This window comes from Nitrosospira multiformis, assembly GCF_900110185.1.
Classification (GTDB): domain Bacteria; phylum Pseudomonadota; class Gammaproteobacteria; order Burkholderiales; family Nitrosomonadaceae; genus Nitrosospira; species Nitrosospira multiformis_A.
On sequence record NZ_FOCT01000009.1, the window covers coordinates 55,626 to 81,241 of the forward strand.

Consider the following 25,616-nt stretch of genomic DNA (forward strand, 5'->3'; position numbering starts at 1 on the left):
GTCTTCAAACACGCTCAAAATTTCCTTCCAACCAGAGCGCCATTACTTCATCGGCAAGCTCATCCAGATCCCAGCGCGACAAGTCCACGTGAGCCGTATTTTCAAGCGAGATACGGTCTTTCCCTGGATCATCCGGTGAGCGAGCCACCCGGGCCGTAATGCCGGATTGATGCACGGCGATTCGCGAAATCATTTCAAGCGTCCAAAGCGAACGCCAGTTCTCGTTATCCCTGTCCATAAGTCTGCTCGCTCCCGTTTTGCGCGTAGCTCATTCTGCCACTTGCCGAGCAAATGGAATTTTTCGTACGTGTGGAAAAATTCCTGTTTTTCAGACACATTTTTGTCCATCTCTGGACGAAAAATATGTTCGCTACCGTACCCAAATGGGGGGACTTCAGATGATCTCGTTGCCTTTGATTCAAGGATGAGACGTATAACTTGCAGCATCCTCATGATCGGTTGGAAGCCCGGAGTGTCGGCATTCGCACTTGGATAGCCGGAGAAGATCTCGCGGTATAACTTCATCGACTAAGTTCATCGACCTCCCGGACTTGACTTTACCTCCTTCAGCTTCCGCAATGTCGCGATCGAGGCACGATATCTTTCAATACGGATATTACCGACGCTACCGCAATCGGTCTTGAGCATCCTTCCCAAGACCCACCCCTCTTATCGTTAACATTCTTAATCAAGAACTGATACTTCTATAAAACATCCTTAGAAAGGGAGGAGTGCGATACCGTACGATTGGCGCAAGTAGCGCGTGATACTGTCTGCTTTGATCGTCAACCAATGCCTTCTGGCACTGCCAAGGGCAAATTATCAAATCTGAGGCAGGCCACGGATGCAGACAGAAGATTTTGCGCTTCTTTCCGGACTCAAGGTCTTGATCGTGGATGACGAACCAGGAGCCTTGGACGTCACGAAACGCATGTTGTCTTTCTATCAAGTCCAGGTCATCGTTTGCCTCAGTGCCGACGAGGGATTGAAGCAACTGCAGGCGCACAGGCTGGATGTGATCGTCAGTGACATCATCATGCCCCACGTCGATGGCTACCAGTTCATCCGGGCCGTGCGCAACCTGCCCGCAGACAAAGGCAGGGATATTCCTGCGATTGCGCTCTCTGTACTGAGTGAGGGAGAGGCGCAAGTCAAGGCGATCAATGCAGGTTTCCAGAAGTATCTTTGCAAGCCTGTCCGGTTCGCCGCGCTGATTGAAACGGTTGCAGCTGTAGCAGGCATCCATCCCAATAATGCCCGTTAATGAGGTCCCGGTGACAAGCACAATCCTGCAAGAGATCAAGGAATTTCCCGCCTTTTCGCCATATCATCCGTTATCGCACCCTCTACTTACTCTATTCATAGATTCTCTCGCGGGTTGCCCCTGGACTTATCACCGCTCCTCTAAGCGTCCTGACGGTTCGCTGACTCGCCTTACTCATAGGTGAGTTTTCCTGAAATTCCTCCGCGCTGATCTACTTTTCATGGTTTTTTATGGTAAAAGACAAATTATGTACTATGGAATGAAAGAGTTTGTGATGACGAGTGCGTGCGGCTTAATTGAGCTTATTGAACAACAAGGGTTGGGAGATTCAGGAGTATTAATGTAATGATGAGACGAGCGTTTATTCCTGCTGTTGTTGCCATACTGGTTACTGGGACTGCCATATCGGGGTTTGCCGCTGTCCTCTATCACAGCCTTTTTTTCTATAAAGCAGATGGAGTTATGTCACGCGAAACCGCAAGACGCTTGGGGCTTATGAAGGATGATGGCGCTCCGTTCCCTGACGAACTGGCATTCAGGAAGAGCGAGACCGGCGGGTATTTCTATAGAGAAGGAGGGATAACTGCCTTCATTGATGAAACAAGCTATACCACTATTGACCTGATTGCTGAATGCGAACGCTTGGGTGGTTGCCAGTTGCGGAAGTGAATACATCACGTCCCCCGGTTGGCCGTACCCATTGCCTGGACTAACCCGCCCAGTGGCGTATTCTGTCGGGATTAGGTTTCGGCAAACATGCGCATGTCGCCTTGATGGCGGATGCCCCGCCTGTCGCATTGGCACGATCCAGTATTGTTCCAAGGGAAAAGTTAAGAGACAAAGGAGGCAAAGGTGGACTGGGGATTCAGCCGGGCTGGATTATGCGGCATAATTCAACCTTTTCAGCTCTTCCGGAATGAATGCTGCCCAGCTATCGGACTGGCATCCTGCACCCTCCTCCATATCGCCCCGCGCCCGGGGCTGGTTGCAAAATCGCGGCTCTCTTACCCAGCTTATTCAACGCCGCTGCTGCGGTGAGTTCAGCGTCAAGCCCGTGTTCCAGTCGCTGGCGACGGTCTGCGACGATGAGCTGGCCGTAATGAATTTACGGCGGGATGAACTGGCCCTGGTGCGGGAAGTGTATTTATATTGCGGCGAGACGCCGGTGGTATTTGCCCATTCCGTGGTGGCACGGAAAGATTTGCGCGGCGCATGGCGCAGTCTGATTGGACTTGGCAACAAGTCATTGGGGACAGTATTGTTTACCAATCCTATCGTCAAGCGTACACCGCTCCGCTTCAAGAAGCTGACTGCAGCTCACCCGCTTTTCATCCGCGCCTGCCGCAAATTGCGGGTACAGCCGGGGAATCTGTGGGCGCGCCGCTCCCTATTCACGCTGCATGGCCAGTCCATATTGGTTACCGAAGTATTCCTTCCTTCCATCCTGGAGCTTGCGTGACACTCACTCAACGTCTCGTGCATTACGAAAAGCTGATGCGGCTGGACAAGCCCATCGGCATTCTGCTGTTGCTGTGGCCCACCCTGTGGGGCTTGTGGCTGGCGGCGGAAGGCGTGCCACGGCTGGATATCCTGTTGATATTCGTGCTGGGCACGGTGCTGATGCGCTCCGCCGGTTGTGTCGTCAACGACTATGCCGATCGCGATTTCGATGGACATGTCGAGCGCACCCGGAACCGCCCTCTGGCGGTTGGAGCAGTGAGCGCCAGGGAAGCGCTGCTGCTGGCAGCGGGCTTGAGCCTCGTGGCGTTCCTGCTGATCCAGCCGCTGAACCGGCTTACCATCGGGCTTTCGTTTGTTGCCCTGTTCCTCGCCGCAAGCTACCCTTTCACCAAGCGGTTTTTCGCCATGCCGCAGGCTTACCTTGGCATTGCCTTCAGCTTCGGCATCCCCATGGCATTTGCCGCTCAGACGGGGGAAGTGCCGTTCCTTGCCTGGTTCCTGATGGGTGCAAACCTCTTGTGGGTGATCGCCTACGATACCGAATATGCGATGGTGGACAAGGTGGATGATCTCAAGATCGGCATCAGAACTTCCGCCATCACGTTCGGACGTTTCGACGTCGCCGGTGTGATGCTGTGCCACGCGGTTTTCCTCGCGGGCATGGTTGCCATCGGCCTGATCCACAATCTCGGTGCCGTTTATTACATTGGTCTTGCAGCAGCGCTGGGGCTGATCCTGTACCAATACGGCCTGATTCACGACCGCGACCGCGGGCGCTGTTTCAAGGCTTTTCTCCACAACAACTGGGTGGGCGCAACGATATTTGCCGGTATCGCGCTGGATTACCTGGCAAGGGCGGCTTATTGAGGCACCGGAGCCGGGGACCCGAAACGTAAAGGGCGTAAATGAAGTACAAGGACCTGCGCGATTTTATGGCGCAACTGGAAAGACAGGGCGAACTGAAGCGTGTAGCGGTTGAAGTCGATCCTCATCTGGAAATGACGGAAATCTGCGACCGTCTGCTGAAAGCGGGTGGTCCGGCCGTGCTGTTCGAAAAAGCCAGGGGGCATGCCATTCCTGTGCTGGGAAATCTGTTCGGCACGCCCAAGCGCGTCGCGATGGGAATGGGGCAGGATTCGGTCGAGGCGCTGCGTGAAGTGGGCAAGCTCCTCGCCTATCTGAAAGAACCCGATCCTCCCAAAGGCTTGAAAGACGCATGGGAGAAATTGCCCGTGCTGAAACAGGTGCTCAATATGGCGCCAAAGGAGCTTTCAAGGGCGTCCTGCCAGGAAATCGTCTGGGAAGGCAAGGACATGGACCTCGGCAAACTGCCGATCCAGACCTGCTGGCCGGGGGATGCAGGCCCGCTGATCACCTGGGGGCTGACCGTTACCAAGGGGCCGCACAAGACCCGCCAGAATCTCGGTATTTATCGCCAGCAGGTGATCGCGCCCAATAAAGTCATCATGCGCTGGCTCGCGCATCGGGGCGGCGCACTGGATTTCCGTGACTTCACTCTCGCCAATCCGGGACAACCCTATCCCATTGCAGTAGCCCTGGGAGCGGACCCGGCAACCATACTCGGCGCGGTCACTCCGGTGCCGGATACTCTGAGCGAATACCAGTTCGCAGGGTTGCTGCGCGGTGCGAAAACGGAAATCGTCAAATGCCTGACGCACGATTTGCAGGTTCCCGCGAGTGCTGAAATCGTGCTGGAAGGATACATCTATCCCGATGAGACAGCAGTGGAAGGTCCTTTCGGCGACCACACCGGCTACTACAACGAACAGGAAACCTTCCCGGTATTCACCATCGAGCGCATCACCATGCGCCGCGATCCGATCTACCACTCCACCTACACTGGCAAGCCGCCGGACGAGCCCGCCATACTTGGCGTGGCGCTCAATGAAGTGTTCGTCCCCCTGCTGCAAAAGCAGTTCACCGAAATCGTCGATTTCTACCTGCCGCCGGAAGGCTGCTCCTATCGCATGGCGGTAGTGAGCATGAAAAAGCAGTATGCCGGCCACGCCAAGCGCGTCATGTTCGGCGTGTGGAGCTTCCTGCGGCAATTCATGTACACCAAATTCATTATCGTCACCGATGATGACGTCAATATCCGTGACTGGAAGGAAGTTATCTGGGCCATCACCACGCGGGTTGACCCCGCGCGGGATACGCTGATCGTCGAAAATACGCCGATTGATTATCTCGATTTCGCCAGCCCTGTATCCGGGCTAGGTGGAAAAATGGGGTTGGATGCCACCAATAAATGGCCGGGTGAAACCAGCCGCGAATGGGGAACACCGATTGTGATGGATGACGAGGTGAAGGCGAAAGTGGAGGAGATATGGAGTGACCTGGGGTTGTGACGGTATTCAGTTTGCACCCGATGGACGACCAGCAATTGTACTTACGTCTATCATAATGACATGTAACGATATGAAGTCACCTATTTATTCTTGGCACCTTTACAGAGACCCTATATTGTCGTCATATGGATGTCCTTAACGACTTAATACTCACATTGCTGTAGGTCGGGAGCGCCTGTCAGAAATAAAAACATTCAGATTGGCCTTGATCCATCCAGTGGAGGCTAGGTCTAACCCGAAAAACCGCTATTGCGCTCACTCTAAGGGGAGCTGCGTCAAAAGATGAATGACCTGATTTTTAAAGACATTGAAACACTCATTACAAGAGTCATTGAGAGTCAGGCCCCAGCTGCCGGACTGTTCGAGGGTGATTGCATTGAGCTTGTTGAACAGCTTCCTAATGAATCGGTTGATCTCACCGTTACTTCTCCCCCTTACTGTATGGGCAAGAAATATGAAGCCTACAGCGACGATATCGAAACCTTTATCTTAGCCCACCGTAGATTACTCCCCGAAATTATCCGTATCACAAAGCCTGGGGGCAGTATCTGCTGGCAAGTTGGTTTTCACGTAAAGAACAATACAGTCATCCCCTTGGATTTTCTTATCTACGATATCCTAAAAGACTTCCAAGAGCTGCAGTTAAGGAACCGTATTGTTTGGACATTTGGTCATGGCTTACATTGTCGTAGCCGGTTCAGTGGTCGTTATGAGATTATTCTCTGGTACACCAAAGGTGCGGCCTATTACTTTGACCTTGATGCTGTGCGAGTTCCTCAGAAATACCCTGGCAAGAGATATTCCAAGGGGCCCCGGAAGGGCGAATTCAGTGGAAACCCCAAAGGAAAGAATCCTAGCGACATTTGGGAAATTCCAAACGTCAAAGCGAATCATGTAGAAAAGACCCAGCATCCTTGCCAGTTTCCCGTCGCCCTAGTCCAGCGATTGGTAAGGGCTTTGACCCAAAAAGAAGGAGTGGTGCTAGATCCGTTTGCCGGCGTTGCTAGTGCAGGCGTAGCGGCTCTTCTAGAGAAAAGACGTTTTGTTGGGGCAGAGCTAGATGAAGGGTACATTAAGACGGCACAGGAGCGATTATTGGATACGTTGCGAGGTACGATTCAAGCTCGCCCTCTAGATCGCGAAATTTATATCCCCAAAACGAACGAAAAAGTTGCAACGAAACCAGACCACTTTTGGACTAATACGTCTCCTGAGATCTGACGGGAACAACTGCTAGATGGAAAATCAGTACTGCTTTTCGCTTAGTCTTCTTCATACTAAAGTATCTAACGTTGTTGTCCCCTACACGATCGTCTCAACGTATCGTGGCAGGTAACGAATTAGATCCTTATAGGTTGCGATTTCCATCTCCTTGAAACCTAGCTTCTTAAGCTGATTGCGCTCAGACGATCTTTTGTTTGGCCGTGTCGCGGCTCGGTCAAATAGTGCCCTCTCGCGTTCAGTGAGATGCAGAGACTTAATCTCATAAAGATCATTACCCTCAGCGCTCAAAAACGGGAGTGCTTTCCTAATACGACGCCTAAAGCCTAAAGCCTGTTCCTCAGTTAACAGTCCCCCGCCCACAGTTATCATTGGCGAGCTATCCGTATATTCAACTTGAAGGAAGGGGATGAACTGGCCGTCCCGACGGACTGAAAAGGCATTGCGAAAAGCAGCAATCAGTACTTTATGAACCGCTGCTGGAAATGAAGACCGCTCGACATCGGCCAGAGAAACGTCACCGGCCACATCGCCGAGTTGATCCTGAAACCAAACAAATCTCGCTTGGTCGTTTTCCCGGTCGAGCACTCTTGGAGGTCCACCAAACAAAGTGACAAAACAGAGATCGCCTACCTGTAATTTAGTTGATAGAGAAGCGATATCGCGAATCACGCGTGGGCTTATCCCTCCATCGTAATCAAGCCAAAGTATTGTTGGAACATTAAAGGTATCTTCATCAATGAAAGCAGTAGCGGTTCTTTCCTGAACATCTATAAAACTGTATGGGCAGTTAAAAACTGCGCGCTTAAACATAATAGGGTCATGTTCAAGACTGATCATATTTGCTATTCCAAGATACTTGTGAATCAGAAGAAAGTCGTAAAATCGATTAGCGCCCATCCCAACGTAGCGTAGTCGGCAATAGGTAAACCGCAATCACTCGCAATCTTTAGAAGGTCGAGGAGAATTCGACGTTCGGATTGTTTCGCAGGTCGGAGGTCATACGAGATGAAATTGGCGGTCGAGCGTCGCATTTAGCTCTCTCCGACTTCGTTACGCAGAAAGTAGTTAAAGGTGTATCTACCTACTTCCGCCCCGCTCATCCCACGGCGACCCAAATATTCCTCAATGCGTTTTACATCATCAACTTTGGCATCAAATTGAATCCTTAGATTTTGGGGTGGAGGACGCTTGGGCGGCTCGAACACTCGTTTTTGCGATACGACCGCGGACATGAGGTTGATTCGGTCTTTGGCAGCTTCCTGTAAATCAGCACTTGCGATTTCCGTACCCTCGTCGGTATACCGACCATCAAGAAAGGAGATCACTCCTCTACCAACGGTAATCATGTACCGTTTGGCTTCCTGCCAGATTGCACTGTCCTCGTTAATGCCAGATTTTGTCGTAGTCCACGGCAGTTTTTCTGCATCTGTAGAAACAAAGAAAACAAAACCGAGAAAGGGTCTATGCTTCGGCTGGAAGATCGGTAGTCCTGTTCCACCCCCACCCCAACCAGTGAGAAGACTTTTGTCTGCGGATATTACGGTACGCCCATTGCAAAATATGAACCATCCGGATGACCTGTCCCTGAAGCTACCTCCCTGCGGAATACCAATCCCAGCAGTGATGGCGCAACTTACATCACCAACTTTAAATTGCTCGAAAGAGTGATTACTGCCAATCTCGATGTTTACACCGCTTATTTTTTCTTCATTCACATAGATGTTAACGAATTTTGAAAGATAAAATGCATACGTCCTACCTATTGCTTCCTTTAACTGGCCCAAAAATACGCCATCCGAAAATCGACGTTTAGAATCTTCATGGAGTTCCGTGACAAGGACCTTAGTGCCAGTTTTATTCTTGGCTGGCTCGCGAGATGTTATAGGAAAGGTCCAAGGCTGTTTTGTATCCTTTGCCCAATCTGAAACATTCAGTTTTAAATCAAAACCGCCATCGGCATGGTCCGATTGTATGATGATCTTGTTTCCAAGTTTGAATATCGCGCGTTTTAGGCCAATCCCGTACACTGACAAACGATCGCCCACGTGCGCTTCATCTGAGGCTTTGCCAAATTTGAAAACTTGTTCCGCAGCTGTTTTGGCCGAGATGCCCAACGCCGTATCTCTAATCTCAACCTCCTCTGGGCTCACGGTTAAAAATATGTCGACTTTCGGTGTTACAGTCTCATCTTGAGAAAGTTTAAGGTAATCTTCGGCTGTAAGCAGTCTATGAGAAGCTGGCTCTACAGCGGCATTAATAGAATTATCAATAAGGTCGAGAAATGCAGCAACAAGAGAAATGTCACGTGTTATCAGGGAAATAAATAGCCGTTTCTCCGGGCTAGCGTCAGCCTCTAACGCTGTTATAGTCATTTGTTATCTCCATTAAAGGGCGGGAGCCATTTCTTTCACGTTTTCTTGTATGTCATTTTATGAATACTCCACAACCGCTGTTGGCTCCCTAATCTACTTGGGCTAACCGAGGGTGGGTATGGCAAAGAGTTCCCTGTAGATTTTACAAAGGTGGGATATGAACTAGAATTGGACTGAAGTACAACTATCCTGCAGAGAATAAGCGACTCGCGTTTCAATCGCTCTGGTTATATTTGCTACTCCTGGTGCCGATAACAAAAACGAACACCCGCAATCCAGCAAATTTAATGCTGAAGTAAACCTGGTTGAAAAGTTGTGCTTCAGCACAGTTAAAGAACCGGCGGCACCATCCCCCTGTGGAATATCCACGCCACCCCATAGGCAATCGGGGCAATGATCCCAAACAAGGCAATCGCATAAAGCAGCGCCAGCCTGCCCATGCCCTTGAGCTTGCTGAAATCGGTTATCGTGCCGATGCTCAGGAAAGTCAGCATGAACATCATGGTACGCATGGAACCTTCCACCGGTTCAGCAGCCTTGTGCAAGGTCCTAGCAATTTCCGGGCCGCTGGAGGCAAGCGCAATATAGGAAAACCAGACGATCAGATAGCCCAGCACAAATTTGGGAAAACGATGCCAGATCTCCGAGAGCCCGATTCTGGATTGCCCTGGCTTGCGCTCCACCTTGTATACCCATACGAGGGCCAGCAGAAAGGCCCAGACGCCGATGAACACATCGATCCAGATTTTGGTGGTTAGCGAGGCCATCAGGATCCAGCCTTCTTTCCACACTATGCCATTAGCCTGGGCATTCGCCCGCATCAGTTCATCGAGTATCGCTCCGGCAGCTGCATCGGCGCCATCGGTTTTGACCGTCAGTCCGAGGGCAGACCCGTTGACGATGGGCTGGGCGGGGGCCACTGCGGCATAAAAGCCGGGCAGGATGATGAGCTCGAACATGGCGAAGATCACCACCAGTATCGAGACGACGACGGGAATGACGGGACGGGCGCGAATAGCGCCGGCGGTAGCAATCGCCGCCGAGACGCCGCAAATGGAAATGCCGGAAGAGAGCACGGCTGAAGCCTCGCGCGACAGCTTGAACCCTTTGCGGGCGAGCGCATAGACGATCGGCCAGAACAGCATGTAGGCAACGAAGGTGGCTGCGATGCCCGTCAGGACCAGTTCACGAATGAAGCTCGCCGCCTCCATGGACATGACGCCGATCTTGATGCCGAGAAACACGATAGCGGTCTTGATGAACCATTCCGGTTTCGCGGCTTCACTCAGAAACGCCGCTGTCCCCTTGAAGAAATTTCCGATAATGAGCCCAGTCGCGAGGGCGAGCAGGTAAGAAAAACCGCCACCAAGAGACAATCCCCAGGATAGGTCATGCTTGGCGAACTCGTGAACAGGTACTTTGAAGTGCGCTTCCTGCCCGATGATCCAGACAACCCAGGTCAGCACAAAAAGCACGGTCCATGCGGCGAAGAATCGCTTTACATCGAGCTTCATCGCCCATGCGGCAATGCAGGTCAGCGTGGTGAATACCAGATAGGTGACCAGCAACGACATGGCGGGATGCAGCGCCACCTTGCCGCTCGGTTTCAATGCCGCCTCGATGGAAAATTTTCCCCATACCCAGGTGCTGGTTTTCGCCATCCAACCAGTGAGATCCCATCCCCAGAGGGAACTCACGCCTGCAAGAAACATGATCAGTCCCAGCCACACGGCCCACCAATCCTCGGTGCTTGCCATGCCCGAATACCATTTTCTGTTCATTTCGCTTATCCCCCTTGTTTGTCCTTGTTATTGCGCTTTTTGCATGGGTGATTTTAGATCCAACCGGATGTAGCGATTGAAATAGTGGTAGGCATATTGCCTTATCCAGGTTGGAATGCAGGTGTAGTCAAAAGCCATGAAGACCATGACCTGATTATTCTGCTGGAAGAGTTGCCGATCGAGCAGGCATCTCGTCACGTCTTCGTCCAGTTCGAGCAAGGTCTTTCCGCACGCCTCAAAGCTGGGGTGGTGCGCTATCCATCTATGACCGTCGTGCGTCAACCGAACTTCGAGATCGGCTTGCATCCGTCTTATTTGGGTAGCAGGAACAAGTCGACCAGAACGCCCAGGATTACCAATCCCGCAATACCGATTCCTATGCTCCACAGGCACAGTTGGGTTTCCCAGCTTTCCCAGGGTTCGGGTTCGCCGAGAATGGATTCGCTGGATAAAAGCGTGCCGGCATTTTCAAGAGACTGATTTTCATTCTCTACGTGATTTATGGTCATGGTTTTCTCCACAAAAACTTCCTTGTTTGCAGAATCTTTGGTTACTGCCCGCTTTTGACGGTGAGCTTCCTCCATGCTATGGCAGATGCTTTGCTTCGCGCTGTCCACTTCTATTATTGGTCAGCCCGTCGCGCCTGATTCAATGTCGAACCCTCGATCGTACGGATCTGCCAGTTATATGCAGGTACACTCTGTTAGAGGTGGCAGATAAAAGATCAGGCAGCTGCGAAGCCATTCGTCAGGCTATAGCTTGAGGAGAGGGCCTTCAAGCTTGTTTTGGAGGGATTTTATGTTATAAGTTGGATGGCGTATAGAACTTCGTACTGGGTTGAAGATCTGGACGATAACTTCCGAGTTTTCGTAACGGTGTTCCCTCAAACGCGTAGTGGAAAGAGGCTCAAGCCCGGTGGCCTCAGGTCGAATGCTCGCAACGGGATGTGCACTAGCTCCGACTTACGGTTCCAGTTGTGCTATTTCGCGCCTCTTAGATTATTCCATGTGTAGATGGATATTACAGCGTAGTTCCATACCGCTCCGACCACAACCCCCGCCAGGGCCGACAAGGCCCATCCCATCGTATTTTCCTTGAAAAGGTAAGTGGCGATGCCAACATTTGAGATTGCTCCAACCGAACAGGCAATCGAGAACGAAAGCCAGCCGGTGACCATTTTCCATCCTTTGAGGCGGTGATCGCGATAGGTTAGCGCATTGTTCATGAAAAATTGGTTGTCATCGCAATCAGGGTCGCTGCACTTTGCCCCACTGCGAAGCTTGTCCCCATTCCCTTGAAGATCACCCAAAGAGCCGTCATGTGTACAGCCACGCCGATGGTGCCGATCAATGTAAAAGGTATAAAACGCACCGGGACATAGCGGCCGACGGTCTTGTCGAGCAACATCATGATGTATTCCCACGCGACCATCGAGTCAAGCTTGCTTTCTCCAGAATGGCGGGGGCGAAAAGTATATCCTCGCTCCTTGAATCGCAAAGGTCTGGGAACGGATGCAAAAATATGGAGCAAGATCTTGAATCCCACTCCCGAAAGATTTCCTATAGCTTCATGCAGCACTTCGCGGCGAAGCATGAAAAAACCGCTCATCGGGTCCTTCAGGTCCGACTTCACCACCAGCCGGGCGAGCTGCGCGGCAAGACGACTCATACGTGCGCGATCCTCCTGCCATTCGCCCGCGCTCCCGTCGTCAACATAACGGCTGCCAACGACAATATCGAGTCCTTCGTCCCCGGCAAAATCAAGATACATTTGCGGCAAAAGTGTTTCATCGTGCTGCAGGTCTGCTGAGGTAGAGTGCGCTCGAGGCCAACATTCCTTCCACACAGGCGGTAGAAAGCCCCCGTCGCCCGATGCGATGAATGATTCGGATATGGATATCTTTTTGGGCCAGATTCCTTACCACCTCAGCCGTGCCATCCGGGGAATTGTCGTCTACAAATACCGCTTCCCATCGCATATCCTTGAGCGCGGCATCAATCCGGCGTACAAGTTCCTCAATGTTGTTCCGTTCATTGAACGTGGGGATTATCACCGATAGTCGAGGCCCCGGTTGCGCTTCGCGCGATGCGTTGCTTGCGACTGGATACGCCGTAGAGAGAGTCCTGTTCAAGAAAGGTTACCTTTGCTTAAGTGTTATGCCAATTCCTACCAATTCCGCGCTCAACGGCTGCGGATTTGCGTCAACCATACCCAAATACTCATATATGACTAGCTCATGATCCGTGTTAGGGTAGTTGGCTTGAGTTGCAATCCGCTGAACTGCCTTGAATCGACTTGTGTCATTCAATAATGCAGTCAACGCTGCCATGGAGGGGAGATCATGCCAGAACCCTGTTTCGGCTACCACATACCGGATTGCATGGCGCTTGAGCAGGCTTTCGATCTTGTTCGCTGTCAGATTGCGATCTTGAACACCCCGCTCCCGCTCGATTGCCACTCGAAGCAGGAGCTTGTCTGCTCGCGCAACACTTACGTCGGTGCGTTCTCCCGCGCGGATGTTGAAGACAAAGCTGCCGTCACGATAACCGGAAAAGAGAACTACGCTGTTTTGCGGAGCTCTTTTCAGCACGAAATCCGCAGCTTCTGAATGACCGGTCACCCAATGAACGGGATAAGCCAGCACGGACCAGGCAACGGACCCGAGTGCAACTGCTCCAGCGAGCGCAAGCCCTGTTTTTTTTAGCCGAGTCTCCGTTATCTTCTTGATCGCCAGCACCGCAAAAATCGGCAGCGGTAATAGCACCATAAGGTCGTGACGAGGTTCGCGAACCATGATATACGAAAAAAAAAGATAGCCAGCGACGAACCATACAATGAGGAATACCATGTGTGGGCGGGGCAATCTCCAATCAGCCCTTACCGTCGCACCGGCCAGGTAAATAATCGAGAGGATTACCGTCGGCCAGCCCAGTTGGCCGGGGAGCTGAGCCGCATAATACGTCCATGCTTCAACCGATGTCCGGGGCAAATCCGAGCGCTGGCTCCCCATCATCGAGCCCATGTTGACCTGGCCGAACTTCAGATGCAGCACGGCGAGCGGAATCACAAGTAGAAGCAGCGTGACTGCCGCACCCCATAACTGCCGATCACGAAGCGCCTGAAGACCCCTCGCAGAGATTAAGCCGGCCAAGAGGGCGAAAAGGACGAATAGGGACGTTTGCTTGGTGTAGAGAGCAGCAACAAACAGGAGTACGGTAAGCCAGAGATAGCGGATTTCACCGCGGTCCATATAGCGCACAAACGTTACTGCCATGAGCGCCAGCCATGCATAAGCAGGAACATCAAGCATCACCTGACGTCCCCAGAACGCGATTTCCGGTGCACTCGCCAGCAGCAAGGAAGCGGCTATCGCGTAACCATGCGGCATCCACCGTCGGGCAAGCATGTAGCCGGCCAATCCTAATATGAGGTGAAAGAATGTTACGGTAGCCTGTGCCACTAGGTGCGAGAATCCAAAGATGGAGTAAGCGATCGCGAGGAATAGGGAGAAGAGCGGTGGATAGAACAAGATGGTCAATGCCGGGTAACGGAGGTAGTAATTCACAGCGTATTGCCGCGGATCTTCCCAAGGCATTGCGATAAAAAAATCACGAACAAACACCCCATTCAGGGCGTGACGAGGAGCGTCGCTCCATGCAAAATCTCCGTTTGTCGGTGCTGTGACAAACATCACCGCAGCGAAGACCGTAAATATGATGACCGCTTCAACGCTCAAACGGAACTTACCCGCCGCGTCATGGTTAGAGGAATTATGGAATTCTTTGCTCATCGGCTGGGCTTGAGAGTGGGAAGGTTTAGGGCTTACGCAGCCTAGAAGAAAGCGACCGTTAACAGTAAAGACACGCAATGAGAACCGGGAAACAGCCAATAAGGAGTGGCAAAAATATAATACTCTAACTCTAGGAGCCTGTCGGACTTTTGGTCATTCACATGAGATAATTACCCATTCAAGTCATTTGACATATCTGTCTGCCATGAGCCATTTTCGTCCGATCGACCGCAAGACTGCCATCTTCTGCCGCCATCAGTTGAGAAATGGCTGCTGGAGGATCACTGGCGCGATTTATTGTCGAGGTGTAGACGGACTGGACTTAAGGCGGCTGGAGCAGGCCTATGGGCCGGGGCAGCGCGGCGTATCACCCTTCGATTGCTGGTTTATGGCTACGCCACGGGTGTATTTTCCAGCCGCAAGATTGAGCGGGCGACCTGTGATTCGGTGGTGTTCCGGTTCATTGCGGGGTGCAGCCATCAGGATCACCCCCCAGCACGTTGTCTCATGGGCACATCGAGAAGATCGAAGCCCACCTCAAAGCCGAGGTACAGGAACTGCTGGCCTTGGCGGAGCAGGGGCCTTGCTGGAACCGCATTTACCCGGACGCAAAGGCGTCTGGGGTGGCATTGCTGAGGACAATCCCCGTTTTATCGGTGCTGTATTCTGGATATTGCGGACAGGAGCGCCGTGGCGTGATCTTCCGCCGGAGTACGGAGGGATGGAGCAACACGCACCGCCGTTTCATATGCTGGCGAGATAAGGATGCCTGGGAGAAGTTACTGGAGATTCTGATTGACGAGCCGGATTACGAGTGGCTGATGATTGACGCGAGCCATTGCAAGGTTCACCCGCACCCTGCTGGAGCCAGAGGGGGGAATCAGGCCCTGGATCGCACAAAAGGGGCTCAACACCAAGATACATCTGGCCGTGGATGCGCGTGGAAAACACCTTTCTATACCTGAAACGCTGGCGAGGCAGGTGAAGTAGCGAAAACCCTTATGAGACTGAAGCAGATTCCATTCTGGATCAGATTTTCAAAGCATGGACTTGCCCTGTTCAAGTATCGTCTCGCACACCTTTTTCACTGCGGAAGCTTTCATGCCCGCCATGCTCAAATCCACGTTCTGGCCAGCACTGCCGCTCACGATACCCTGCGCGCCGTTGATATAGTCGGGATTATTTTGGGCTGGTTGATCTCCGCCGCCGGTAATCTTTCCCATCAATTGATCCCTGACCGAAGAGGCGTTGTCGCCACTCAGATAATTGTTTTTCATGCAGTACTCAATAATTCCTGCGGCATTGCCCGTGCTCCCGGACGTTATGGATGACAGTCCCAATGACGAAGCTGCGCCGCCGAGGCCGCTTCCCGTGATATCTTTCAACTGATCGAAACCCTGAGCTGCAAGGGCACCCGAAAATACGGCGAACCCGATGCCGTAACTCAATAACAAAGGATGACGTCTGAAAATATTCATGGGCTTTCCTCCCGGATTATTTGAACCAAATATCTGAACCAAATATCCCAACTACAATGTAGCACATGATTTATAGCAAATCCTGGTGAAACATGTTTTTGCAAATATTTCCGTCCTTGATTTCCGTCCTTGATGCCCGCAACAAAGTTTCACAAGATTGGAGCTTGATTGAGGCCTAATGAAAATCCCTGCTTTCTACCACAAGGTTGCCCAGCAGATGGCTATGATCCACCAGCCGTTTGGCGATAAGGTGTTTGACGCCGTTTTCGGATTGCCATACGCCATATACCGTCAAGAGCTTTGAGTTCAAGGCTTCGCGGCGGTGCTTCAGGATGATCTGATTCCACAGCACGACGTTCGTTATCCCGGTCTCGTCTTCCAGCGTGATGAACATGACACCACTGGCGGTACCAGGGCGTTGTCTGCAGGTCACGATGCCGGTGGTCCGGACCAACCGCCCAGTAGGGTAATCAGATAACTCCATTGCCGAGCGCAGGTTCATTCTTGCCAGCTTCGGTCGCAGCAGTGCCAGGGGGTGTCTGCGCAGGGTAAGCCTGGTACTGGCGTAATCGGCGATGATTTCCTCTCCCTCTGGCGCGGCTGGAATGACTGGCAACGCTTCCTTCGCCGGAGCATGCCGCATCAGGTCCCGCTGTGTGATATGAGATGCAACTGCCCACAGCGTCTGGCGCCGATGTCCCGACAAGGTTCGCAAGGCATCTGCACGGGCAAGAGCATGAACTTCAGCGGTATTCAAGGAGGCGCGGTTTGCCAGGTCAGTGGGGTGCTCAAAAGGGGCAATTTCTCTTGCTTCAACCATACGGGTGGCGGCTTCCAGTCCTATTCCTTTCACCCTGTTCAAGCCCAGCCGGACAATCGGTTGAAGCGCTTTATCCTCCTGTTCCTCAAGCCTGCACTCCCAATTGCTGATGGTGACGTCTACCGGCTTGATTTGAATCCCATGCCGCTTGGCATCCTGGATCAGTTGTGAGGCACTATAGAAACCCATGGGCAGGCTGTTCAGCATGGCGCAAAGGAAAGCGGCGGGCTCATGGCATTTGAGCCAGGCGGAGACATAAACCAGCAACGCAAAGCTTGCGGCGTGGGATTCTGGAAACCCGTATTCGCCAAAGCCCTCGATCTGTCTGAAGATGCGCTCGGCAAATTGCCGGGAATAACCTCGGCTTGTCATCCCCTCGATCAGCTTCTTCTGGAAAGGACCAAGCCCTCCTTTTCTCTTCCAGGCAGCCATGGAGCGCCTCAACTGGTCTGCTTCGCCTGAAGTGAAGCCGGCGGCAAGCATGGCCACCTGCATCACCTGTTCCTGGAAGATTGGGACGCCATAAGTTCGCTCCAATGCGGTCTTTACTTCGTCACCTGGATAATCGACCTTTTCCACTTCCTGTCTGCGGCGCAGATAAGGATGCACCATGTCGCCCTGAATCGGACCGGGCCGGACAATGGCGACTTCTACTACCAGATCGTAGAAAGTCCGGGGCTTTAAACGCGGTAGCATGGACATCTGCGCACGGGATTCGATCTGAAAGACGCCGATCGTGTCCGCCTTGCAGATCATGTCGAATGTTTCTTTATCTTTTGGCGGGATATCCTGCATCTGAAATGGAATGCCGCGCCGGGTGGAGATCAGGTCGAGGGTACGGCGAATCGCCGACAGCATCCCCAAGGCGAGCACGTCGACTTTCATCAACCCCACCTCCGCCAGGTCGTCCTTATCCCATTGGATGATGCGGCGATTCGGCATGGCGGCATTTTCGATGGGGACAATGCGGCAGAGTTTGTCGCGGGTCAGCACAAACCCGCCCACGTGCTGGGACAAATGGCGCGGATAGCCATACAGGAGAGTGGTCAGCAGAATCAGTTGGTGGATTACCGGGCTGCCGGGATCGAAGCCGTTCTCGCTCAGGCGCTTATTGATATCCGCGCTTTTATCCCACCAGGCAAAGGAGGTGGAGAGGCGTCTGATACGCTCGATATCGAGCCCCAGCGCTTTACCCACATCCTGAACGGCCGAGCGGGTACGATAGGTGATGACAGTTGCGGCAATGGCGGCCCGATCATAGCCATATCTCTGGTAGATGTACTGAATGACTTCCTCGCGACGCTGGTGCTCGAAATCGACATCAATGTCGGGAGGTTCGTTGCGTTCCTTGGAAATAAAGCGTTCGAACAGCAGGTTGCTGCGCTCCGGATCGATCTCGGTAATACCCAGGCAATAGCAGACTGCGGAATTCGCTGCCGATCCACGTCCTTGGCACAAAATCCCTTGTGAGCCGGCGAAGCTTACGATATCGAATACTGTCAGGAAATAAGGTTCATACTTGAGATCAGCAATCAGCTTCAATTCATGCTCGATCTGTTTCCTCACCTTGATTGAGGCGCCTTTGGGAAAACGCCACTTCATGCCATTTTCGACCATGCGCCGCAGATAGTCGGTATAAGTCTCGTCAGTTCCCGTTAATTCATCAGGATATTCATAGCGCAGCTCATTCAGTGAAAAGGTACAGCGCGCGGCAATGGAAAGGGTTTCCTGCAGGAGTTCCAATGGATAGAGTTGTGCCAACTCCAATCGGGTGCGCAGATGCTGTTCTGCATTAGACTGCAACGCATAACCGCATTCCGCCAGCGGTTGGCCCAGCCGAATTGCGGTCATCGTGTCCTGCAAGGGCTTGTGGGCGCGATCGTGCATATGCACATCGCCTGCCGCCACCCGCGGCATGCCGACGGTCTCCGCTGCCTGCCATATTCTTTCGAACAGCACCTCTTCCCCGGCATGAAGCAGCCGTTCGACAGCAGTCCAGCAGCGGCCGGGAAACAGCGACTGCGCCCAGCGCATGTCCTCGACCAAGGAGCCCCCTGCTTGATCCCTGCGAGGAATCAGCAGGATCAGGCAATCGGGCAAGCGCGCAAGGTGAGGCACATTCGTGCAGCTTTCAAAGTCCGCACGCGTAATGCGATAAGTCCCTTTCGCGCTACGTTGCCTTGCCAGCGTGATCAGTTCACACAGATTACCATAGCCTTCCCGGTTCATGGCGAGACCCACCAGCCGCAGCCCATCCTCCAGCACGAATTCGCTGCCGATCAGAAGATGCAATCCCGTTTTTTTGGCTTCCGCATGCGCTCTTACCACCCCTGCCATGGAGCATTCATCCGTGATAGCGAGGGCGCTGTAACCCAGGGTTACGGCACGTTCGACCAGCTCTTCCGGCATGGAAGCGCCCTTGAGGAAGCTGAAGCTGGAACAGCAATGAAGTTCAGCGTAATCCGGAGCAGAAGAAGGCATGGAAGCTATCCAAACAGTCCTTGCAAATACCAGTTTCCGCCTTTGTTCCCCTTATCTTTTTCTACCGGATTGTGTTCGCGGTAAATCCATAACAATTGGCCCTGGTTGTTCTCCGCAATGAAGTAATCCCGAGCGACCGCGACCTCATCCCACCAGCCGGCTTCGATTCGCTCAGGCCCTGCAAGCAGTTTCAGTGGCGACTCATACACCGGCCGGCCACGTTGCACCTTCAGTTCCAGCGGGATTTTCATCAGCCAGGCTGGACGGGGCGATTCCGGCGGAATGATTTGCGAGTTTGCCTCTCGCTTCGAAAAGCAATTCAAGCCGCCCGTTCCTGAAAGTTCCAACCTTTGGCTGTATTCAGGGCGATGATCGGAAATAACCTTTAAACCGGTGATGGCTTCCGGTCCCAGGCGGGAAGAAAGTTTCTCGATGAAGCGATTGAGTGAAGTAGTCCCGGATTGCACGGTGGGGAACAATTCCAGATTGCCGTCTGCTCCCGCCGCTATTTCATCTGCCGTCAGTTCCAGTTCACATACTGGCGCCACTATTTTTGTACGTTCCAGGTGTTCGCGCAGCAACAGCATTAAATGCGCCGGATCGCTGCTTTGCTCGGAAAGGCGTATGTTTACGGATGTGAATTTATGGGGTTGCCGCAGGGAATATTCGTGATGCAGCACGAATGAAAAGGCGGATACCGCCGCATGACGCAAAGCCAGCCAGCCGCACATCTGCTCGACCATTCGTTGCGCAGGAACCAGCAGCAATTCGGCATTTTCAATCAGCCCCATCATTTTTATTTTTTGCTGGAAATCTTCCGGCGCCTCAAACCACTTTTGTGGATCGGGCGAGTCGCCGTAGGCGCGATCGAGTTCTACCGGCAGGTCCGGACCAAATCGACGCGCTACTCCGCTGCGAGGCAATCGTCGCAAATCGGCCAGCGTTTTACAGCCGATGCCGCGAATGACTTCAAGGTGAGGCTGAGCCGATTCCAGCAAACCGACAGGCAGGGCGTCGAGCAATATCCGGAATTCCTCACCCTTTCCATTGATGACAGTGCCCTGCTGGGCGGAACGCGCCAGCAGCCATGCCGCCGTTGCGGTGGGCGCAATCCCGGCGCTGAGTTGCAAACCTTGCGCAGTCACTACCCGATTGAGTGACTGGCAGAGCTTTTTCAGGCTGCCAAACAATTTCAGGCTTCCGGAGACTTCGGCAATCAGGCCGTTGTTCTGCACCGCTATATTGGGTGTAAAGCGTAATGCGGCATACACGGCTTGCTGCAAGGCTTTTCCTTCTTCACGCGGGTCCTGTTCCATGATCACCAGATCCGGGAAAACAGCCAAAGCACTGGCGAGAGGCTGACCGGCCATTACTCCCCGCGCCTGCGCCGGTTTATTGGCTTGTTGAATACAGATCTGGTTCCCTTTGCGGACAGTTACCCCGATTGCGGGAATGAGCGCTTCCGGAAAACGGCGTTCAATCCAGTCAAGCGATAAAGCGGGAAAGTAAAGGGCAATCCACAGCATGGATTCAGCTTCAGCAGTAAGAGTGGATGGGAGGGGATTTCAATTCAGCGGAGCGGGAAAAGACGGCAGCTTGAGGCAGGGGGATGCGAATAGGCAGGACGAACGGAGCGCCACGGCGTTTCAACAGATACAAGGAAAGCGTGTGGGAATGCCCTCGCACGGGACTGAGCAGTATCCTCAGCGGGGCTGCGGAGGGTTCGAATCGCGCTCTCGCCGGCCTGAAGAGAAAAACGAGGCTTGCCGCAGTCCGGGAAAGAATTTGCAGCTTTCGCGTTGCCTGCTGACTTGCTTCCGGTAGCCAGCCGATAATGGTCCCAAAGGCGGCACTCCTGATGCCCTGTTCAAGCGTCCATAATCGCTCGGCAGGCTTGCAAGCTCTTACCATCACGATATGGCGCCCATCGATTCCCAGATGCTCCCAGGCATGCATATAGGGAATATAAGGTGGCGCGATCAGCAGGATATTTCTTTCGCTTCGGGTAATCTCCTCCAGGGCGTAGCTCAACAGCCTTATTTCCCCCAGCCCCTCTGTCGGTAACAGCAGTTCCGTCAGGTTGCGGGTAGGCCAGCCTCCTCCGGGCAACTCCTTATCCAGTCCCTGAAAGCCGCTGGAAATGACCGGATCATCGGAGGCGCCCAATGCATCCCCTCGCCATATCCTGTTCCTGAAGCGGGTTTCGATTTGCGAAAGCGATAAGGGCGCCGGGGACCCTGAAGGCGGAGAAGCAGGCATGGAAAGGCACGCCCCATTGATTCAGCGGTCCAAACCAGGGTGATGGAGGCGGGGTGCTGGAACCTGGGCTTTCCGGAACAGGCCTACATAAAATCCGTAGATTTCCAGTTTCTGCTGAGGCCGGATAGGCGGATATTCCTTGCTTCGTGCTTCGTTGCGCGCTTCCAGGTAGTAGCCCTCCTTATCCCTGGCGAGGACCTTGAGCGTGAATTCGTTGTCCACAATCGCCAGTACCACTTCGCCAGGCGAAGCCGAACTGCTGCGTTCAATGATCACCATGTCGCCCTCAAGTATTCCCAGATCGATCATGGAATCGCCTTTGACTGGAAACAGAATGGTCTGAGAAGGTTTTTCGATCAGGTAATCGTCTATACGCAACAGTTCAGGCTGGACGTCGGCAGTCTGTTGCGGCCTTCCCGCCCGAACCCCGGGTCCCACCGTCCGTTCGAAAAAGCGGGGTCCGGGGCGAAGACGGCTGCCAGGTGCATTTTCAAGAAAATTTTCTTCTTTTAAACGCTGAACGATCTGATGCGTCCAGGAGCGCGCTTTCACATTCCATAGCATGGATAACTGCGTGGTGGAGGGAATGATTTTTTCCCTCGCATAGTAATCCTGAAGCCTGCCAAGGTAAGAGGAAATGTCGAGCGGTTGCATGACCGGGGGTAAAACTGAGAGCAGTTGTTCTTATTATAGAGAACGAATGTTCTGAATTCAAGCCGGCTCATATCAGTGCGCTTTCCAGCGGTGGCGTGCGGAACATTGATTTCGGGGCCAGTCAGTTTTTCAAAAAACAAACCCGCTTGAAGCGGGTTTGTGGCATACAAAAAACGGGAAGTTACTTCTTGCGTTTACGTATCCACGTAAGAGAGGCCATCCCCAGGCCCAGCAATGCGAGTGTCACTGGCTCCGGAACTGTTTCCGGATCCTCCTGCGGGGGAGTGGTGCCTTCGCTGCCAACGTATTTCAAAGAACCCGATCCTCCCGGCCCGGCACCTATCTGCTGGATATGCACCATTGCAAGCGAAGCGGGTTTATCGCCACCGTCACTCGCATTAACCAGAACTGCAAAATCGCTAACCAGAACAGCTGATACACCGTCTGCCGCACTGACCGTCCATGTGCTGTATTCGCCATCGGTAAACCGGAGCGTGGGGTTGTTGTTGCTCGTGGGATAGTCCAAGTCCAGGTAAAAATCGTAACCTGCATCTTTTCCCGGGGGATTTATTCCGAAATCAGCGGCAGCTACCAGTTGCGTCCCGCCGAAATTCCAAAACGAACCACTATTAAGTGCAGGTGAGCCATCGTAGGAGAACAACAGGCCGGAAATAAACGCGTCATCTCCGATTGCACCGAGATTACTCACGGAGTTCTCGAATTTGAAATCCACGTTGTTCCCGTTTTGGGTGAGTGTCAGCGTGGCAACCGTGACATTGCTGCCGGCGGGATTGCCGCTGAGATACGTATTGATGTCGATGACGAGTGCAGAAGCCGCTAACGGTATTGTCATCAGTGCAGCACCCGTGAGCGCTCCTGTGATAAGTTTATTCATGTTTCCCTCTTGTATTGATATTTTTCTTGAATGGTCAACCACACAGGAAGTGTGGTTGTATCAATAACAAGCATGAAACGTGCCAGGATTTAATAGATTGATTAAGGGGGGGAAAAACAAGTCGCTTCCATTCCGTGTAAGTATCATCGACAGCTCGTGAATCGCGCGAGTGCATGGAAAGGGGTTATCGCTCCTGCTGCTGCCGAGGGACTCGAAAAGGTGCAGACATATGTACCTGATATAATTATCAGCGATATCAGCATGCCTCAAATGGATGGCTATCAGTTTATTCGCGCTGTACGGAATCTACCCGCGCATAAGGCAGGAATACTCCGGCGCTAGCACTGAGCGCATTCAATCGTTCCAGGGCTCGGGCAAGTGCGCTGGATGCCGGTTTTCTGGCATACCTTTCCAAACCGGTCTTACTACAGGAGTTGATTACCGAGATTATGACCACCATAAACTCGGCGGCTCCTTAGGAAAAAGCAATGACAGCCCTGAATTTCTCCTGAAGGATCAAGAATTTCGCATACGCGAAACTCCCCTGATTCCCGTTCCTGTTTGTCATAGGGGCTATGACAACCGCCCATTACTTGAGGTAGTGCACATCGCCTCTCACGGCCTGGGATTCTGCCCCAGTCACCCGCAAGTCCTAAGTGATCAAGCCATCGAGGGCGCAGATGGGGACACTAGTATCCCGTTTCTGGCGATTTACGGCGGTTCACTGCAACTGTTGATCAGAGGGCCAAACAGCTTCTTGATCAATAGACCAGATGCCTGGACAAATAAGTAAATTAGCTTGCCTAATGAATGTCAATCAGGAATTGGATTTCATCTTGCACCTGCAGCGCTTAACATATCGTCATTTTCCTGCTATCGCCATATTGGCGGCACTCGGCATTGTAGCCGTCCTGTTTATCGGGGGACGGCAATCTATAGCTGTCGGTTTGATACCCCCGCCTTGGGATAAACTGGTTCATGCCACTGTTTTTGCCTTGCTTGCTTGCACAATCGGTTTGTCGAGCAATCTGCGCGGATGGCACAAACTAGCCGTTGCATTTTTTAGCGCCCTACTGATTGGCGCGCTCGATGAATTGCATCAGATGTATCTCCCGGGCCGTGAGGCAGGGTTCGCCGACTTCATTGCCGACATTATTGGGAGCATTTTCGGTACGGCATTTTTGGCAATGAAAAGCTGGCGTTCGTTGCATACCCCATCCAGACACAGGGGGGTTTCGCGCTGATGAGGGACTAGGCTCAGGACTCATTAATTGAGATAGAAGATGACGGTAGAGGCGATACAGATGGCGGAGAAGAAGGTGTGGGGGCAACGGTCATAACGCGTGGCGATGCGCCGCCAGTCCTTGAGCCTGCCGAACATGTTTTCCACCTTGTGGCGTTGCTTGTAGAGTGCTCTGTTGTACTCGATCTGGGTTTTACGGTTCTTCCTGGGCGGAATGCAAGGCGTAATACCCTTTTTTCCAAGGACTGCCCTGAACCAGTCAGCATAACCGCGATCCGCCAGTAACTCTTTTGCCTTGAGCAGGGCAGGCAACAACAGGCCCGCACCCTTGTAATCGCTCATCTGGCCTTCGAAGAGCAGCAGAGCAACAAGCTTGCTTCTGCCGTCGCACACGGCATGGGGTTTTGAATTCAAGCCCCCCTTGGTGCGACCGATACGGCGGGGAACATCCCCTTTTTTAAAAGGCTGGCTGCCGTACGTGCGCCTTGAGATGCGTGGCGTCAATCATCAGTTGGTCCGGCGGGCCAAATTGGTTGTTTCTTACCCATGATAACGTCCTTTATCACTCATGATTTGTAGCAAAAGAAACTCCTTTTGCAATGGCTATTAACAGCCTCGCCGGGCTACGCTATTAACTTACCCCAATTTATGAGGCTGAGTTTCGGCATCAGTTCTCGCAAGTACAGAATATCCTCGCGAGAATGGAGGATATGGCTTACTTTTCGCCCGTTCAGGTGGTGGTGATGTCCGGCTTTAGATTGGAGCCGCCGAAACTGTAGGGAATATCTCTGACGATCGCCTTCTTTTGACCCGAGGGACCGGATAAGTGACGGAGAGAGGAGGCAATAGGAAACAACAATAAAAAACAATAACAATAGAGAGTGAAGTAGGGTCGGGGAGAAATTTATTCCTATAGTTTGTTATCCCAATATTCACTGATTCTGATTTGCGGCCGATTGGGCTTATGGGCACTTCGAAAGTCCTGCTGGCCGCAACAGCCTTTGGCAACTTCCTTAGTGACGAAGTTGAAATGAGAATGAGGCAGGCTCGTGAAACAAGATAGTAAAAAGCGATCCGGTACTTACCTAGCGCATACGCTCTATATCGAAAAAGATATGGCGTGCTGCTGACGAGGCCATCGCTGTCCATCATTCTGGCAATGATGCTTATCAGATTGATCTTAGGAATGGGGCAAGTATTTGCGCCCACCAGGTTGTTCTGGCATTAGGACATTTTCCTCCGCTGCCCCCCGCGCCTGTGACCGAGTTTTACAAGGCTCCAGCCTATATCAATAACCCTTGGGATTCGTCGGCATTGGAGCGTATCCTCGGCAATGCACCTGTGGCGCTCCTCGGTATGGGACTCACCGCCCTTGATGTCCTGTTTCGTCTTACCAGCAGCAGCGATACAAGAAAAATATACCTCATCTCTCGCCGACTGCGATCCAGCTGCAGTTCCCCCTCGTGAACCTTCTCGAGGGTAACGTAACCCAGGAACTGCAAGGCGCCGCTTCCGGTAGCGGAAT

Annotated in this window: 24 protein-coding genes and 3 pseudogenes; 10 read left to right on the forward strand and 17 right to left on the reverse strand. The window is 52.6% G+C overall.

Annotated features, from left to right (window positions below):
• Positions 1 to 4: 4 nt before the first annotated feature.
• A complete protein-coding gene (locus BMY01_RS11145; RefSeq protein WP_139176879.1) occupies positions 5 to 238 on the reverse strand; it encodes a hypothetical protein in 234 nt (77 codons plus the stop codon).
• A gap of 606 nt (positions 239 to 844) precedes the next feature.
• Here BMY01_RS11145 and BMY01_RS11155 point away from each other — a divergent pair.
• The 6 genes from BMY01_RS11155 (at position 845) to BMY01_RS11180 (ending at position 6,315) form a co-directional block, all read left to right on the forward strand.
• The gene (locus BMY01_RS11155; protein WP_074747170.1) at positions 845 to 1,264 is read left to right on the forward strand and encodes a response regulator; all 420 of its coding nucleotides are present in this window, start codon (positions 845 to 847) and stop codon (positions 1,262 to 1,264) included.
• Positions 1,265 to 1,609: 345 nt separating this feature from the next.
• The gene (locus BMY01_RS11160; RefSeq protein WP_074747173.1) at positions 1,610 to 1,933 is read left to right on the forward strand and encodes a hypothetical protein; all 324 of its coding nucleotides are present in this window, start codon (positions 1,610 to 1,612) and stop codon (positions 1,931 to 1,933) included.
• A gap of 247 nt (positions 1,934 to 2,180) precedes the next feature.
• Positions 2,181 to 2,723: a chorismate--pyruvate lyase family protein gene (locus tag BMY01_RS11165; protein ID WP_074747175.1), complete on the forward strand. Its 543-nt coding sequence runs from the start codon at positions 2,181 to 2,183 to the stop codon at positions 2,721 to 2,723.
• Complete coding sequence (gene ubiA, locus BMY01_RS11170; RefSeq protein ID WP_074747178.1) at positions 2,720 to 3,592, forward strand: 4-hydroxybenzoate octaprenyltransferase; 873 nt, start codon at positions 2,720 to 2,722, stop codon at positions 3,590 to 3,592. The genes BMY01_RS11165 and ubiA overlap by 4 nt, the downstream gene beginning before the upstream one ends.
• 38 nt (positions 3,593 to 3,630) lie before the next feature.
• Positions 3,631 to 5,094, forward strand: a complete 1,464-nt coding sequence (gene ubiD / locus BMY01_RS11175; RefSeq protein WP_074747180.1) for a 4-hydroxy-3-polyprenylbenzoate decarboxylase — start codon at positions 3,631 to 3,633, stop codon at positions 5,092 to 5,094.
• Between the two features lie 282 nt (positions 5,095 to 5,376).
• Entirely contained in the window at positions 5,377 to 6,315 is a 939-nt protein-coding gene (locus BMY01_RS11180; RefSeq protein WP_081353888.1) for a DNA-methyltransferase, read from the forward strand.
• 81 nt (positions 6,316 to 6,396) lie between these two features.
• On the opposite strand, the gene BMY01_RS17460 is transcribed toward BMY01_RS11180, so the two are convergent.
• From BMY01_RS17460 to BMY01_RS11215, 9 genes are all read right to left on the reverse strand, one after another.
• Entirely contained in the window at positions 6,397 to 7,251 is an 855-nt protein-coding gene (locus BMY01_RS17460) for an O-methyltransferase (protein ID WP_368086238.1), read from the reverse strand.
• A 98-nt stretch (positions 7,252 to 7,349) separates the two neighbouring features.
• Positions 7,350 to 8,690, reverse strand: coding sequence for an ATP-binding protein (locus BMY01_RS11190; protein ID WP_074747184.1), 1,341 nt, complete (start codon positions 8,688 to 8,690; stop codon positions 7,350 to 7,352).
• A 329-nt stretch (positions 8,691 to 9,019) separates the two neighbouring features.
• Positions 9,020 to 10,471: a putative sulfate exporter family transporter gene (locus tag BMY01_RS11195; RefSeq protein ID WP_217638658.1), complete on the reverse strand. Its 1,452-nt coding sequence runs from the start codon at positions 10,469 to 10,471 to the stop codon at positions 9,020 to 9,022.
• Positions 10,472 to 10,498: 27 nt separating this feature from the next.
• Positions 10,499 to 10,777 carry a DUF5395 domain-containing protein gene (locus tag BMY01_RS11200; protein WP_074747188.1) on the reverse strand — a complete coding sequence of 93 codons (279 nt, stop codon included), beginning with the start codon at positions 10,775 to 10,777 and terminating at the stop codon, positions 10,499 to 10,501.
• Positions 10,778 to 10,782: 5 nt separating this feature from the next.
• Entirely contained in the window at positions 10,783 to 10,980 is a 198-nt protein-coding gene (locus BMY01_RS11205) for a hypothetical protein (RefSeq protein WP_074747342.1), read from the reverse strand.
• A gap of 470 nt (positions 10,981 to 11,450) precedes the next feature.
• Positions 11,451 to 11,696, reverse strand: a complete 246-nt coding sequence (locus tag BMY01_RS18100) for a GtrA family protein (RefSeq protein WP_217638659.1) — start codon at positions 11,694 to 11,696, stop codon at positions 11,451 to 11,453.
• Positions 11,693 to 12,241, reverse strand: a complete 549-nt coding sequence (locus tag BMY01_RS18105) for a hypothetical protein (RefSeq protein WP_368086239.1) — start codon at positions 12,239 to 12,241, stop codon at positions 11,693 to 11,695. The genes BMY01_RS18100 and BMY01_RS18105 overlap by 4 nt, the downstream gene beginning before the upstream one ends.
• Positions 12,242 to 12,257: 16 nt before the next feature.
• Positions 12,258 to 12,602 (reverse strand): glycosyltransferase, encoded by a 345-nt coding sequence (locus BMY01_RS18110; RefSeq protein ID WP_217638661.1) that lies wholly within the window; start codon positions 12,600 to 12,602, stop codon positions 12,258 to 12,260.
• Positions 12,603 to 12,608: 6 nt separating this feature from the next.
• Positions 12,609 to 14,261 carry an ArnT family glycosyltransferase gene (locus tag BMY01_RS11215; protein ID WP_081353889.1) on the reverse strand — a complete coding sequence of 551 codons (1,653 nt, stop codon included), beginning with the start codon at positions 14,259 to 14,261 and terminating at the stop codon, positions 12,609 to 12,611.
• A gap of 205 nt (positions 14,262 to 14,466) precedes the next feature.
• On the opposite strand from BMY01_RS11215, the pseudogene BMY01_RS11220 reads away from it, so the two are divergent.
• A pseudogene (locus BMY01_RS11220) lies at positions 14,467 to 14,750 on the forward strand (transposase); the annotation flags it as partial.
• A 94-nt stretch (positions 14,751 to 14,844) separates the two neighbouring features.
• A pseudogene (locus tag BMY01_RS11225) lies at positions 14,845 to 15,206 on the forward strand (IS5 family transposase); the annotation flags it as partial.
• 92 nt (positions 15,207 to 15,298) lie between these two features.
• Here the strand turns inward: BMY01_RS11225 and BMY01_RS11230 are convergent.
• From BMY01_RS11230 to BMY01_RS11255, 6 genes are all read right to left on the reverse strand, one after another.
• Complete coding sequence (locus tag BMY01_RS11230) at positions 15,299 to 15,739, reverse strand: YjjA family protein (RefSeq protein WP_074747192.1); 441 nt, start codon at positions 15,737 to 15,739, stop codon at positions 15,299 to 15,301.
• A gap of 175 nt (positions 15,740 to 15,914) precedes the next feature.
• A complete protein-coding gene (locus tag BMY01_RS11235; RefSeq protein WP_074747194.1) occupies positions 15,915 to 19,040 on the reverse strand; it encodes an error-prone DNA polymerase in 3,126 nt (1,041 codons plus the stop codon).
• A gap of 5 nt (positions 19,041 to 19,045) precedes the next feature.
• Positions 19,046 to 20,566: a Y-family DNA polymerase gene (locus tag BMY01_RS11240; protein WP_074747196.1), complete on the reverse strand. Its 1,521-nt coding sequence runs from the start codon at positions 20,564 to 20,566 to the stop codon at positions 19,046 to 19,048.
• A 10-nt stretch (positions 20,567 to 20,576) separates the two neighbouring features.
• The gene (gene imuA / locus BMY01_RS11245; RefSeq protein ID WP_074747198.1) at positions 20,577 to 21,299 is read right to left on the reverse strand and encodes a translesion DNA synthesis-associated protein ImuA; all 723 of its coding nucleotides are present in this window, start codon (positions 21,297 to 21,299) and stop codon (positions 20,577 to 20,579) included.
• A gap of 21 nt (positions 21,300 to 21,320) precedes the next feature.
• On the reverse strand, positions 21,321 to 21,953 hold the full coding sequence (locus BMY01_RS11250; RefSeq protein WP_074747200.1) for a LexA family protein: 633 nt from the start codon (positions 21,951 to 21,953) through the stop codon (positions 21,321 to 21,323).
• 181 nt (positions 21,954 to 22,134) lie between these two features.
• Positions 22,135 to 22,848, reverse strand: coding sequence for a PEP-CTERM sorting domain-containing protein (locus BMY01_RS11255; RefSeq protein WP_074747202.1), 714 nt, complete (start codon positions 22,846 to 22,848; stop codon positions 22,135 to 22,137).
• Between the two features lie 156 nt (positions 22,849 to 23,004).
• Between BMY01_RS11255 and BMY01_RS18365 the strand changes: the two genes are divergently transcribed.
• On the forward strand, positions 23,005 to 23,190 hold the full coding sequence (locus BMY01_RS18365) for a response regulator (RefSeq protein WP_074747204.1): 186 nt from the start codon (positions 23,005 to 23,007) through the stop codon (positions 23,188 to 23,190).
• A gap of 464 nt (positions 23,191 to 23,654) precedes the next feature.
• On the forward strand, positions 23,655 to 24,092 hold the full coding sequence (locus BMY01_RS11265; protein WP_175463250.1) for a VanZ family protein: 438 nt from the start codon (positions 23,655 to 23,657) through the stop codon (positions 24,090 to 24,092).
• 23 nt (positions 24,093 to 24,115) lie between these two features.
• Here BMY01_RS11265 and BMY01_RS11270 read toward each other — a convergent pair.
• Positions 24,116 to 24,608 (reverse strand): annotated as a pseudogene (locus BMY01_RS11270) (IS5 family transposase); the annotation flags it as partial.
• Positions 24,609 to 25,616: the final 1,008 nt, after the last annotated feature.

What these genes read in the sequence shown, in the direction of transcription:
- BMY01_RS11145 (WP_139176879.1), bottom strand. Translation starts at nt 238, where the DNA reads ATGGACAGGGATAACGAGAACTGGCGTTCGCTTTGGACGCTTGAAATG.
- BMY01_RS11230 (WP_074747192.1), bottom strand. Translation starts at nt 15,739, where the DNA reads ATGAATATTTTCAGACGTCATCCTTTGTTATTGAGTTACGGCATCGGG.
- BMY01_RS11240 (WP_074747196.1), bottom strand. Translation starts at nt 20,566, where the DNA reads ATGCTGTGGATTGCCCTTTACTTTCCCGCTTTATCGCTTGACTGGATT.
- BMY01_RS11200 (WP_074747188.1), bottom strand. Translation starts at nt 10,777, where the DNA reads ATGCAAGCCGATCTCGAAGTTCGGTTGACGCACGACGGTCATAGATGG.
- BMY01_RS11215 (WP_081353889.1), bottom strand. Translation starts at nt 14,261, where the DNA reads ATGAGCAAAGAATTCCATAATTCCTCTAACCATGACGCGGCGGGTAAG.
- BMY01_RS11160 (WP_074747173.1), top strand. Translation starts at nt 1,610, where the DNA reads ATGATGAGACGAGCGTTTATTCCTGCTGTTGTTGCCATACTGGTTACT.
- BMY01_RS11250 (WP_074747200.1), bottom strand. Translation starts at nt 21,953, where the DNA reads ATGCAACCGCTCGACATTTCCTCTTACCTTGGCAGGCTTCAGGATTAC.
- BMY01_RS11195 (WP_217638658.1), bottom strand. Translation starts at nt 10,471, where the DNA reads ATGAACAGAAAATGGTATTCGGGCATGGCAAGCACCGAGGATTGGTGG.
- BMY01_RS11205 (WP_074747342.1), bottom strand. Translation starts at nt 10,980, where the DNA reads ATGACCATAAATCACGTAGAGAATGAAAATCAGTCTCTTGAAAATGCC.
- BMY01_RS11180 (WP_081353888.1), top strand. Translation starts at nt 5,377, where the DNA reads ATGAATGACCTGATTTTTAAAGACATTGAAACACTCATTACAAGAGTC.
- ubiD (WP_074747180.1), top strand. Translation starts at nt 3,631, where the DNA reads ATGAAGTACAAGGACCTGCGCGATTTTATGGCGCAACTGGAAAGACAG.
- BMY01_RS11190 (WP_074747184.1), bottom strand. Translation starts at nt 8,690, where the DNA reads ATGACTATAACAGCGTTAGAGGCTGACGCTAGCCCGGAGAAACGGCTA.
- BMY01_RS18100 (WP_217638659.1), bottom strand. Translation starts at nt 11,696, where the DNA reads ATGAACAATGCGCTAACCTATCGCGATCACCGCCTCAAAGGATGGAAA.
- BMY01_RS11235 (WP_074747194.1), bottom strand. Translation starts at nt 19,040, where the DNA reads ATGCCTTCTTCTGCTCCGGATTACGCTGAACTTCATTGCTGTTCCAGC.
- imuA (WP_074747198.1), bottom strand. Translation starts at nt 21,299, where the DNA reads ATGCCTGCTTCTCCGCCTTCAGGGTCCCCGGCGCCCTTATCGCTTTCG.
- BMY01_RS11165 (WP_074747175.1), top strand. Translation starts at nt 2,181, where the DNA reads ATGAATGCTGCCCAGCTATCGGACTGGCATCCTGCACCCTCCTCCATA.
- BMY01_RS18105 (WP_368086239.1), bottom strand. Translation starts at nt 12,241, where the DNA reads ATGTATCTTGATTTTGCCGGGGACGAAGGACTCGATATTGTCGTTGGC.
- BMY01_RS11255 (WP_074747202.1), bottom strand. Translation starts at nt 22,848, where the DNA reads ATGAATAAACTTATCACAGGAGCGCTCACGGGTGCTGCACTGATGACA.
- BMY01_RS11155 (WP_074747170.1), top strand. Translation starts at nt 845, where the DNA reads ATGCAGACAGAAGATTTTGCGCTTCTTTCCGGACTCAAGGTCTTGATC.
- BMY01_RS11265 (WP_175463250.1), top strand. Translation starts at nt 23,655, where the DNA reads ATGAATGTCAATCAGGAATTGGATTTCATCTTGCACCTGCAGCGCTTA.